13 protein-coding genes are annotated in these 10,639 nt (G+C 70.0%); 5 read left to right on the top strand and 8 right to left on the bottom strand.

Annotation, left to right across the window (positions count from 1 at the left end):
* Together AC27VN_RS20330 and AC27VN_RS20325 are read left to right on the top strand one after the other, a co-directional pair.
* Positions 1 to 378, top strand: a 378-nt coding sequence (locus AC27VN_RS20330; protein ID WP_490877675.1) for an EamA family transporter, incomplete at its 5' end; no start/stop codon positions are given.
* A gap of 4 nt (positions 379 to 382) precedes the next feature.
* Positions 383 to 691, top strand: coding sequence for a DUF1272 domain-containing protein (locus tag AC27VN_RS20325; RefSeq protein ID WP_431511474.1), 309 nt, complete (start codon positions 383 to 385; stop codon positions 689 to 691).
* On the opposite strand, the gene AC27VN_RS20320 is transcribed toward AC27VN_RS20325, so the two are convergent.
* Genes AC27VN_RS20320 through AC27VN_RS20310 form a run of 3 tightly spaced genes read right to left on the bottom strand, consistent with a single transcriptional unit; the run spans position 688 to position 3,407 of the window.
* Positions 688 to 1,062, bottom strand: coding sequence for an AtuA-related protein (locus tag AC27VN_RS20320; RefSeq protein WP_490877674.1), 375 nt, complete (start codon positions 1,060 to 1,062; stop codon positions 688 to 690). The genes AC27VN_RS20325 and AC27VN_RS20320 overlap by 4 nt on opposite strands.
* Before the next feature lie 4 nt (positions 1,063 to 1,066).
* Complete coding sequence (locus AC27VN_RS20315; RefSeq protein ID WP_490877673.1) at positions 1,067 to 2,428, bottom strand: acyclic terpene utilization AtuA family protein; 1,362 nt, start codon at positions 2,426 to 2,428, stop codon at positions 1,067 to 1,069.
* Positions 2,429 to 2,441: 13 nt separating this feature from the next.
* Positions 2,442 to 3,407: a Bug family tripartite tricarboxylate transporter substrate binding protein gene (locus AC27VN_RS20310; protein ID WP_490877672.1), complete on the bottom strand. Its 966-nt coding sequence runs from the start codon at positions 3,405 to 3,407 to the stop codon at positions 2,442 to 2,444.
* Positions 3,408 to 3,559: 152 nt separating this feature from the next.
* Here AC27VN_RS20310 and AC27VN_RS20305 point away from each other — a divergent pair, with 152 nt between their 5' ends.
* Positions 3,560 to 4,528, top strand: coding sequence for a LysR family transcriptional regulator (locus AC27VN_RS20305; RefSeq protein WP_093355521.1), 969 nt, complete (start codon positions 3,560 to 3,562; stop codon positions 4,526 to 4,528).
* Here the strand turns inward: AC27VN_RS20305 and AC27VN_RS20300 are convergent.
* The 4 genes from AC27VN_RS20300 to AC27VN_RS20285 form a co-directional block, all read right to left on the bottom strand.
* Positions 4,440 to 5,072: a shikimate kinase gene (locus AC27VN_RS20300; RefSeq protein ID WP_490877671.1), complete on the bottom strand. Its 633-nt coding sequence runs from the start codon at positions 5,070 to 5,072 to the stop codon at positions 4,440 to 4,442. The two genes, AC27VN_RS20305 and AC27VN_RS20300, sit on opposite strands and share 89 nt — an antisense overlap.
* A gap of 60 nt (positions 5,073 to 5,132) precedes the next feature.
* The gene (locus tag AC27VN_RS20295; protein ID WP_490877670.1) at positions 5,133 to 6,122 is read right to left on the bottom strand and encodes a Bug family tripartite tricarboxylate transporter substrate binding protein; all 990 of its coding nucleotides are present in this window, start codon (positions 6,120 to 6,122) and stop codon (positions 5,133 to 5,135) included.
* A gap of 13 nt (positions 6,123 to 6,135) precedes the next feature.
* Positions 6,136 to 7,215, bottom strand: a complete 1,080-nt coding sequence (gene add, locus AC27VN_RS20290) for an adenosine deaminase (protein WP_490877669.1) — start codon at positions 7,213 to 7,215, stop codon at positions 6,136 to 6,138.
* A gap of 71 nt (positions 7,216 to 7,286) precedes the next feature.
* Positions 7,287 to 8,237 carry a LysR family transcriptional regulator gene (locus AC27VN_RS20285; RefSeq protein WP_093355531.1) on the bottom strand — a complete coding sequence of 317 codons (951 nt, stop codon included), beginning with the start codon at positions 8,235 to 8,237 and terminating at the stop codon, positions 7,287 to 7,289.
* Between the two features lie 157 nt (positions 8,238 to 8,394).
* Between AC27VN_RS20285 and AC27VN_RS20280 the strand changes: the two genes are divergently transcribed.
* Positions 8,395 to 9,273 carry a TorF family putative porin gene (locus AC27VN_RS20280; RefSeq protein ID WP_490877668.1) on the top strand — a complete coding sequence of 293 codons (879 nt, stop codon included), beginning with the start codon at positions 8,395 to 8,397 and terminating at the stop codon, positions 9,271 to 9,273.
* A 24-nt stretch (positions 9,274 to 9,297) separates the two neighbouring features.
* Here the strand turns inward: AC27VN_RS20280 and AC27VN_RS20275 are convergent, their stop codons facing one another.
* Positions 9,298 to 10,305, bottom strand: a complete 1,008-nt coding sequence (locus tag AC27VN_RS20275) for a Bug family tripartite tricarboxylate transporter substrate binding protein (protein ID WP_398494481.1) — start codon at positions 10,303 to 10,305, stop codon at positions 9,298 to 9,300.
* A gap of 118 nt (positions 10,306 to 10,423) precedes the next feature.
* Here AC27VN_RS20275 and AC27VN_RS20270 point away from each other — a divergent pair.
* Positions 10,424 to 10,639 (top strand): NUDIX domain-containing protein (locus AC27VN_RS20270; RefSeq protein WP_490877667.1); only part of this gene is annotated, 216 nt, incomplete at its 3' end.

Genomic DNA, 10,639 nt, shown 5'->3' with positions numbered 1-10,639 from the left:
GGCCTCGACCCGATGCTGCCGGCCGCGGGCTCGCTCGTGAGCGGCGCCGCACTGCTGCTGCCCGCGAGCCTGCTGATCGACCGCCCCTGGACCCTCGCCCCCTCGGCCGCGTCGCTGGCCGCCGTGCTCGCGCTCGCCGTGGTCTCGACCGCGCTGGCCTTCACGATCTACTTCCGGCTGATCCGCACCCTCGGCCCGATGTCGACCTCCGCCCAGGCCTACCTGCGCGTGCCGATCGGCGTGGCCATCGGCGTGCTGTTCCTCGGCGAGCGGCTCGCGCCCACCGCGTGGGCCGGGCTTGCGTGCATCATGGCCGGCGTGATCGCGATGACGCTGCCCGCGCGCGGCGCCATCCCCCTGCCCTTTCTCCGGAGATGAACCCATGCTCGAACTCAGGCCCAACTGCGAGTACTGCGACAAGGACCTGCCGCCGAACGCGACCGATGCGCGCATCTGCAGCTACGAATGCACCTACTGCGCCGACTGCGCGCAGAACGTGCTGCACGACGTCTGCCCCAACTGCGGCGGCGGCTTCGCGCCACGGCCGATCCGGCCGGCGACCGAAAGGCGGCCCGGGGTGTTCCTGGGCAAGCAGCCGGCTGCGGTGCAGCGCAAGCATCTGAAGTGGGAGCGCGACACGCTCGCGGACTTCATCGCCTCGGTGCAGGCGATTCCGCCGGCGCAGCGCTAGGGCGACGGGCCCGTCGTGGCAGGCAAGGCCGGAAACCGCCGCCGCACCAACCGCTCGATGTCCGGCGGCACCTCGATGTCGATGCGCAGGATCACGCTCGACATGGCCTTGCCGTAGTTGTCCAGCGCGAGCGTGCGCGAGACGCCGCCGGCCAGGGCGCCGTGCAGCACGAAGTTCATGCCGTGGATGTTGTCGGCCACGTGGCGATCCACGCGCTCGGCCACCTTGTAGAAGGCCTTGACCTTCTCGGCCGTCAGCTGCTCGACCAGGTACGGATGGAACGCGGGCTCGTAGGCGAACACGCCCACGTTGAAGATGTTGCCCTTGTCGCCGGAACGGCTGTGCGCGAGGTAGCGAAGCGGGATCTGCATGGTCTCAGCTTTCGATGGTTTCGAGCCTGAAGTCGATCGCGTCGCGATCCACCAGGGTGGACCACACGCCGATGACCTCGCGCGTGCGGTCGTTGAACGGCAGGCGCTTGCCGGTCGCGGCGATGCCCGACACGGCCATGCCGTCGACCTCGCCGCCGATCTTCTCGGCCATCTCGCGCGTGCGGGTGCGCGCGCAGACGCGCACGGCCACCTCGTAGGGCTCGTGGTCCATGGGCGGCGATGCCTCGCGATGCACGGCGTTGACGCCCAGGTAGTCGATGCGCAGCTCCTGCGCCTCCAGCCCGACCATGCGGAAGCGCTCCTCGAGCATGCGCTTGGCGAGCTCGGCGCGCGCCATCGCGCCCGGGCCGGCGTAGAAGAACCAGTCCTCGCCGATGAAGCCCTCCTTGCAGCCCATCGACACCTTGAGCGTGCGCGGCCGCGCGCGGCCGGTGGCACCGCTGAAGCGCACGCGGTCCTCGCCGATCTCCTCGACGCGCGCGGTCAGGAAATTCACCACCACGTCGGGCGTCAGGTACAGCGATGGGTCGTGCACCTCGTAGAACATCTGCTCCTTCACCGTGCGCGCATCGACGCGCCCGCCGGTGCCCTGCACCTTGGTGATCACGGCATCGCCGTTGGCCGACACCTCGGCGATCGGCAGGCCGAGGTTCCAGGGATCGGGCACGTCCTTGAAGCCGGGATCGCTGAAGTAGCCGCCGGTCACCTGCGCGCCGCATTCCAGCAGGTGCCCGATGGCCGAGCCCTGGGCGATCAGGTCGACGTCGTGCGGCGACCAGCCGAAGGCATGGATCATCGGCGCGAGAAAGAGCGAGGGATCGGCGACCCGCCCGGTGATCACGATCTGCGCGCCCTCGTTGAGCGCCTTGACGATGCCGTCGGCGCCCGCATAGGCCTCGGCCGAGATCAGGCCGGGGCGCAGCGTCTCGAGCGCGGCGCCGCTCTCCATCACCGTGTCGGCGAGTTCGAAGATGCGCTGCGTCAGGTCGTCGCCCACCACGGCGGTGATCCGCACGTTGCGGTGGCCGAGCTCGGCGCAGATGCGCGCGGTGGCCTCGGCCGCCGCCACGGGATGGATCCAGCCGCCGTTGGTGATGATCCGCGTGCCCTGCGCCAGGCAATGTGGAAGCACGCGTCGCATGCGCTCCTCGAGCAGGGTCTCGTAGCCCGCGAAGCCCGGGTCGGCGCGCTTGCGCGCCTGGGCGAAGGACACGGTCGCCTCGGCCATGGTCTCGAAGCACAGGAAGTCGAGCTGCCCGAGCTTCGCGCTGACGACCGCCGGCTCGATCCGGTCGCGCCACCATCCCGAGCCGCAGCCGATGCGCACGCTGGTCTTGTTCCTCATCGCGTCTTCTCCCTCAATCGATCCGGATGCCCGCGTCCTTGATGACGCGCGCCCACTTCTGGTCCTCGGCCTTCAGGTAGGCGGCGAACTGCGCGGGCGTGTTGCCCACCGGGATCGCGCCCCAGCCGCTCAGCTTCTGCCGTACGTCCTGCATGTCGAGCGCGGCCCTCACGCCCTGGTTCCAGGCCTCGATGGCCGCGGGCGGCGTGCCCTTGCGCGCGAGCAATCCGAACCATGCATTGACCTCGTAGCCCGGGAACCCCGCCTCCGCGAAGGTCGGCACCTCGGGCAGCGCCGGCACGCGCTGGCTGGTGGTGACGGCCAGCGCGCGCACCTTGCCCGCATGGATCTGGGGCAGCGAGGCCGGCAGGTTGTCGAACATGGTGTCGACGTGGCCGCCGAGCAGGTCGGTGATCGCCGGGGCCGAGCCCGGGTAGGGCACGTGCATCAGCTGCACCTTCGCGAGGCTGTTGAACAGGGCACCCGACAGATGGGGCGAGCCGCCATTGCTGGTCGAGGCGAAGCTCACGCCGCCGGGCCTGGCTTTCTCGGCGGCCACGAGGTCCTTGAGCGACCTGAACGGCGACGCCGCGCCCACCACCAGCACGTTCGGCGTGTTCACCACCAGCGTGACCGGATCGAAGTCGGTGTAGGCCACGCGGATCGACTTGTTGAGGTAGGGATTGGTGATGGTCGCGAAGGTGCCCATCAGCACCGTGTAGCCATCGGCCGGCTGGTTCAGCACGGCCTGCGCACCGATGGTGGTGGCACCGCCCGGGCGGTTCTCGACCACCACGGGCTGGCCGAACGAGGCGCTGAGCTTCTCGGCCAGCAGGCGCGCCACCAGGTCGGTGGTGCCACCGGGCGGTGTCGGCACCACGATGGTCAATGGCTTGGCGGGAAAAGGCGCCGCGAGCGCGGCGCCGGCCGACATCGCGGCCCAGGCGGCCGCGGCCAGCCACCGGTGCAGGATCTTCATCTGTCGTCTCCGTTTCGTTGTTCGGGCCGCTGCATTCCCGCGGCCGTCGGTCTCGATACTGACCGGGCCGCCCTCGGCGCGCCAAGCGAAAGTCGGGCACTTCAGCTGTGAAGAATATTCACCGTGCCCGGCGCCGGGCCTACGATGGCGCGATGGAGAAACGACCGAACCAGATCGACCGGCTCAGCGACGTGGCGCTGTTCGTGCGGGTGGCGGAGCGCGGCAACTTCTCGATGGCGGCCAAGGACTGGCACCTGTCGCCCTCGACCGTCAGCAAGCTGGTGGACCGCCTCGAGGGGCGCCTGAAGGTGCGGCTGTTCGACCGCACGCCGCGCGCCGTGACCCTGACGCCCGCGGGCCGCATCTTCTACGGCAAGGCGCTGGCCTTGCTCGAAGCGGCCGAGAGCGCGCAGAGCGCCGTCATGCAGGAACACGACGACGTGCGGGGAATGCTGCGCGTGCATGCGCCGCCCGTGTTCGCGCGGCACGACCTCGCGCGGCTGCTGCCGGACTTCCTGGCCCGCCATCCGCAGGTGCGCGTCGAGCTCTTTGTGGGCCTCGACACGCCCAGCCTGATGCAGCAGGGCCTCGACGTGCTGATCCACTCGGGCCATCTGCCCGACTCCTCGATGGTGGCGCGGCAGCTGTCGACCGTGCGCTGGATCGTCTGCGCCTCGCCCGCCTACCTCGCGCGCCACGGCACGCCGCGGCGGCCCGAGGACCTGCTGCGCCACAACTGCCTCAACTTCGTGGGCCGCGAGGCCTGGAACCACTGGCAGGTCGGCGGGCCCGAGATGCCGCGGGAACAGCTCGCGATCGGCAATGTCTCGGCCAGCGACGGCGGCGTGCTGCTGGAGATGGCGCGCGGCGGCGCCGGCATCGCGCGCCTCGGCGACTTCCACGTGCGCGCCGACATCGACAGCGGCCGCCTGGTTCCGCTCTTCCTGAGCGAGGCCTTCGAGGAGGTTCCCGTGCTCGCGGCCTACCACCACCGCAAGCACCTGAGCGCGCGCATCCAGGCCTTCGTCGACTTCATGGCCGAGGCGCTGGAGGCGCGCAACCGGGACATGGATGCGTGGCTGGCGGCGCTCGGCGGATCGGTGGGGCGTCCTGCCGCGTGATCGGCAGGCGGCGGCGCACGAGGCCTTCGATGTCGCACGCGATCGCGCGGGGTTCACCCTCGCTGAGGAAGCGCGCGCACCGCAACGCCATGAAGACCGGGTGCCGTTCCCGGATGCGCCGCGTTTCGCTGATCCGGTCGCCGTTGAGGTAAGGCCTGCCCAGTTGGCGCTCGACCACGCGTTCGACGCAGCGCTCGAGCTCGAAGGACGGCAACAGCAGCGCGGTGAGCGGATCGCCTTCGATCGCATCCCGCAAGGCCGGGTAGCGCTCGCTCACGTTGGCCGGATAGGTCATGAAACCCGAGGACATCGCGATCACGGTCGGCGCGGTCGCCGCGGCGCGAAGCTGTTCGTAGGTTTCGATGTTGCGCGCCGCATAGCCCACGTACCCATGGCGCGCCATGAAGGCCGCGACATCGCCCTGTTGCGCGATGAAGACCTGGTCGAGATCGACGAAGCGCCAGGCCAGCCGTTGCGCGAGCAGCGGGCCGACGGTGGTCTTTCCGGCGCCACCGGGACCGATGAGATGAACGAGGGGAATCAATGCGAAGGAACGAGGAGTGCGACAGGTGCCGCGGCATTCTGAAGCACCGCGGCCACCGCGCTACTCGGCCTTGATGTTCCCCTTCGCGACGATCGCGCCGAACTTCGCGTCCTCGCCCTGCAGGAAGGCGGCGAACTCCTTCGGCCCCGCGCCCAGTGGCGTGACGCCGCCCTCCTCGAAGTTCCTGCGCACGCCCGGGTTCGCGAGTACCTGCGCCAGCGCGGCATGCAGCTGCGCGACGATCTGCGGCGGCGTTCCCTTGGGCGCGAAGATGCCCTGCCAGACCGACACGTCGGCGCCGCGCCATGCGGGCACGCTGGCCAGCGGCAAGGCTTCGGGCATGGCGGCCGAGGCGCTCTCCGCCATCACGCCGTACACGCGCAGCTTGCCCGCGCGCGCCTGCTGGATGACCATCGACAGCGGCAGCACGGCGAGGTCGAGCTGGTTGCCGCTGAGGTCGCTCACGATCTGCACGCCGGTGCGGTACGGCACATGGACCATGTCGACGCCGCCGCGCTGCTTGAGCAGCTCGCCGCCCAGGTGCAGCGAGGTGCCGACACCCGAGCTCGCGTAGCTGTACTTGCCGGGCGCGGCCTTGAGGTCGGCATACAGCGCCTCGCTGGTCTTCGGCTGCAGCGCGGGCTTGCCGACCAGCGCCAGCGGCTGGGCACCGAGCAGCGTGACGGGCACGAGGTCGGCGAGGCCGTCGTAGCGCACGGTGGAGGGCGTCACCATCTTCGCGATCACGACGGTGCTCTCGACCGACAGCAGCAGGGTGTAGCCATCGGGTCTGGCGCGCACGGCCTTCTCGGTGCCGATGACGCCGCCGGCGCCCGACACGTTCTCGATCACCACCGGCTGCCCGAGCCGCGTGGCGAGCTCGGGCGCGATCCAGCGCGCCATGACGTCGACGTTGCCGCCGGCACCGTAGGGCACGATCAGGGTGATCGGGCGCGCGGGCCAGGCGGGCTCCGCGATGGCGGCGGTGGTGCAGGCAGCGAAGGCCAGGGCGGCGAGCAGTGCGCGGCGGCGTGCGGTGTCGAGGTGCATGGCGGGGGTTCCTTCAGTCGCGGTTCGTTTCCAAGGGAGCAGCCTGCTCGCGCTCGAGCGCGGCGATCTCGCGTTCGAAATCGGCGCGCAGGTTGCGCTTCGCGTCGTCGTCGAGCCAGCAGGCATCGACGCCCGCGAGGCTGAAGACGCGCGCCTGCTCCCAACCCCAGCCGCCGCCCTCGAGCACGGTGGCGTAGGTGTGGCTGAGGTCGGTGTGGAACATCGCGGGGTCATCGGTGTTGAGGCTGACCGGCAGGCCCGCATCGACCATGCGCTTCACGCTGTCGAGCCGCCGCCGCTGGTTGCGCACCACGCTCGTGATGCCGCAGACGCAGAAATGCACGCCGCGGTCGCGCGCGCGCCGCAGGCCGTCGTCGCTGGCGAGCAGGTTGTAGCCATGGTCGAGCCGGTCGCAGCCCAGCAGGTGGATGCAGTCGTCGACGTTCGAAGGCGGCGCCTCCTCGAGCGTCTGGTTGTCCTCGCAGACATGGGCGGTGCGCTTCAGGCCGGCGCGGCCCGCGCGCTCGAACAGGGCCGCGAAGCTGGCGGGCGGACCCGCGCGCTCGGGGCCGTCGAGGCCCACGCCGACGACGAGGTCCGAGCGCAGGCCGAGGATGTCGTCCATCGCGCGCTCGGCGCTGTCGAGCGGCAGGCCGCGATCGAAGGAGGCGATCAGCAGGCCCGAGCAGCCGAAGTCCTGCCGCGCGGCGCGCAGGCCGGCCACCAGCCCCTCGACCTGCACGCGGTACGGCACGCCCGTGGGCATGAAGTACTGCGGGTTGAAGGACAGCTCGACATGGCGCGCGTTGCTGCTGCGCGCGGCGTCCTCCACGGCCTCGTAGGCCACGCGCTCGAAATCGGCGCTGCTGCGCACCGCCTGCGCCGCGATGCGCAGCACGTCGATGAAGTCGTAGAAGTCGCGGTAGCTGTAGAGCGTGTCGACCGGGCGCGGCAGCGGCAGTTCGTACTGGCGCGCGAGCGCGACCAGCGTGGCCGGGCGCAGGGTGCCGGCCATGTGGAAATGCAGGTCGGTCTTGGGCAGCCGGGCGAGCAGGTCCGGTCGTACCGGCGCGGGGGAGGAAGGGGTGGACATGGACGGCGACGATAGCCACGCCCACCGCCCGCGCCCAGCACAGCGCTGTGCAGCAGGTTATGACAGCGCCGTCATGACCTGGGCCGGTGCGCCAGCTCGCGCGCGGCCGCCGTCAGCTCGCCGCGCAGCCAGCGCATGGCCTGGTTCTTGTGCGTGCGCTCGTGCCACACGAGGCGGTAGCGGTGCGGCTTGATCTTCGCGGGAAAGGGCACGATCGCGAGCGGGTACTGGCGCGCGAAGTCCTCGGCCAGCAGGCGGCCGGTGGTGAACACGAGGTCGGTGCGCGCGAGGATGGCCGGCGCCATGCCGAGGAACTGGGTGTGCATCGCCGTGTGGACCGACACGCCGAGCTCGGCCAGCTGTGCATCGATGATGGTGCCCTGCCCCGGCACGTGCTCGAGCGAGGACAGGTGGCGCGCGCGCCGGTAGTCGTCGAGCGTCATCGGCGCCCTGGCCAGCGGATGGCCCTCGCGCACCAGGCAGACCATGGGTTCGGTCAGCAGGCTGGCGGCGCGCAGGTGGCCGGGCAGCTCGGGCCAGATGGTGATGACCATGTCGACCTCGCCGTCGGCGAGCTGGCGGTAGTGCTCGAAGCGCGAGCCCAGGCCGCGGATCACCACGTCGCACTCGGGCGCCTGCCGCGCCACGCGCTCGGCGATGTCGGCGAAGAACTGGCGCGGCAGGAAGTCGTAGGTCGCGATGCGGAAGCTCTGGCGCAGCTCGCGCGGCTCGACCGGCCCGGCCTCGGCGGTCAGCAGCGACATGTCGGCCAGGATGCGCCGCGTGGGCACGGCCAGCGCCTGCGCGCGCTCGGTCAGCACCATGCGGTTGCCCACGCGCACCAGCAGCTCGTCGCCGGTGAGCTGGCGCAGCACCTTGAGGTGGCGGCTCAGCGCGGACTGCGCCACGCCGAGCTTGGCCGCGGCCTGCGACACGCTGGCCTCGCTCAGCAGCACGTGGAGCGAGCGCAGCAGCGATTCGTCCAGTCGGCGGTCATGCTCGCCGGTGTCGGGCAGGGACATGGTGTTCGGGTCGAAGAGGGAGGTGGTAGGTCCGCGGGCAAGGGATTCTGCCCGTGCGCCGCATGCGCAATTTTTGCGCCGCGGCCCGAAGTCTTTACACGGCTTTGATACGCCCCCTCCTACGCTGTCGCTCTTCCTTCATCCCCGAGCTCTCTCGATGCAAAGATCGATCCGCGCCGCCTCCTCGGCACTCGCCCTCCCCACCCTGATCGCCGCCGCCTTCGCGCTGCCCGGCGCGGCCTTCGCGCAAGCGGCCGGCGATGCACCGGCACCGGCCGCCTCGCCGGTCACGGCCAACATCGCGCTGACCACGAACTACAAGTTCCGCGGCCAGGACCAGGACATGCTCGGCAGGAACGACTACGCCAAGACCCGCGGCGCCAAGCCCGCCATCCAGGGCGGCTTCGACTACGCCTTCGGCGAGAGCGGCTTCTATGTCGGCAACTGGAACTCCAGCGTCAACTGGCTCAAGGGCAACAGCGTCGAGGTCGACCTGTACGGCGGCTACAAGTTCAAGGCCGGCCCGCTGGACATGGACGTCGGTGCGCTGACCTACATCTATCCGGGCAACTCGGTCGGCAACACCACCGAGCTCTATGGCGCGGCCACCTATGCCAACGAGAGCCTCGGTTCCTTCACCCTGAAGTACTCGCACACGGTGTCGAAGGACTACTTCGGCTTCGCCGGCAACAAGCTGGGCTCGGGCCTCGAGGGCACCAACACCGGCTACCTGAACCTGTCGTACAGCAAGGAGATCCTGCCCAAGGTGACGCTCAAGGCCGCGGTGGGCTACACGGCCCTGTCGAGCGACATCCGCAGGAACACGGCCTACAAGAGCTATGTCGACTACAACGTGGGCGCCAGCTACGACTTCGGCGGCGGGCTCACGCTCGCCGGCTCGGTGCAGGGCGCGAACCAGAAGAACGCATACAACGCCGCGGCCGGCCCGCTGTACGACTTCGGCTTCTACACCGTGCAGCAGGTCTACTCGCCGAACAAGCCGCGCTTCATCCTCACGCTGGCCAAGACGCTCTGACGAAGACGCCGGCGGCCGTCGGCATCAATCGATGCTGATGTTCGCCGCCTTCGCGACCTCCGCCCACTTCACGCGGTTGTCGTGCACCGTCTTGCGGAACTGCGCGGGCGTCTCGATGCGGATGGTGTTGCCCTGGCTCTCGAACTTCTCGCGGATCTCGGGCTGCTCGAGCACCGTCTTCACGGCGGCGTTGAGCTTCTCGACGATGCGCGCGTCGGTGCCCTTGGGCGCGAAGATGCCGAACCAGATCGAGCTGTCGAAGCCCTGGGTGCCCGGCAGGCCGCTCGAGGCGATGGTGGGCACTTCCTTCACCGCGGCCACCGGCGTGGCGGTGGTCACGCCGAGCAGCCGCACCTTGCCGGCCTTGTAGTGCGGCAGGATGGTCTGGACCTGGTTCATGATGCAGCAGGTCTCGCCGCGCACCACCGAGGTGATGGCCTCGGGGCCGCCCTTGTAGGGCACGTGGACCATGTTGAGCCCGAGCCGCGCATTGAACTCGGCGAAGGCCATGTGGGTGCCGGCGCCGTTGCCGGTGGAGGCGTAGTTGTACTTGCCGGGGTTGGCCTTGACCAGCTCGACGAACTCCTTGAGCGTCTTCACGTTGATGACGTCGGGGTTGATCGTCAGGACGTTCGACACGTCGAGCACCGGCGCCACCGGCACGAAGTCGGCCTCGACGTCGAAGGGCAGCTTCTTGTAGAGCGCGGCATTGCTGCCATGGGTGGCGGCGGTGCCGAACGAGAGCGTGTAGCCGTCGGGCTTGGCATGGGCCACGTACTCGCTCGCGATGTTGCCGGCCGCGCCGGCGCGGTAGTCGATGATCACCGGCTTGCCGAGCTGGCGCGTCAGCGGGTCCTGGATGGTGCGGGCCACCACGTCGACGCCGGAGCCGGCGGGAAAACCCATGATCAGCGTTACGGGCTGTTGCGGCCAATCGGCCTGCGCATGCGCCACGGGCGCGATCGACGCGCACAATGCAGCGGCCGTCAGCAGCGCGCGCAGGTGCCGGCTCGGGAAGTGGAAAGGGGGCATGGCTGTGGTCCTCGGTTCGGGCGGTGCAGGCCCGGATTCTGGCGCGATGCTCATACCTGCTTCGGCATGTGCTTATGCGCGACACACCTCCGGCGCGCCGGCTCTCCATAATCGCCCCATGGTTCGTCCCACACAACATATTCATCCCCAGCGCGAACCGGTGGCGGTGCGCGCCGCGGCCACCGTGCTGCTTCTGCGCGATACCGCGGCCGGCATCGAGGTGCTGATGACGCGCCGCTCGGCCACTGCCAGCTTCGCGCCCGGCGCCTACGTCTTCCCCGGCGGCCACATCGACGCGGCCGACGAGGTCGCCGCGCGCACGGCCGCGCGCCGC

Source organism: Variovorax sp. 20P10.2.4 (assembly GCF_058244205.1).
This window is presented reverse-complemented; position numbering and strand designations above follow the sequence as displayed.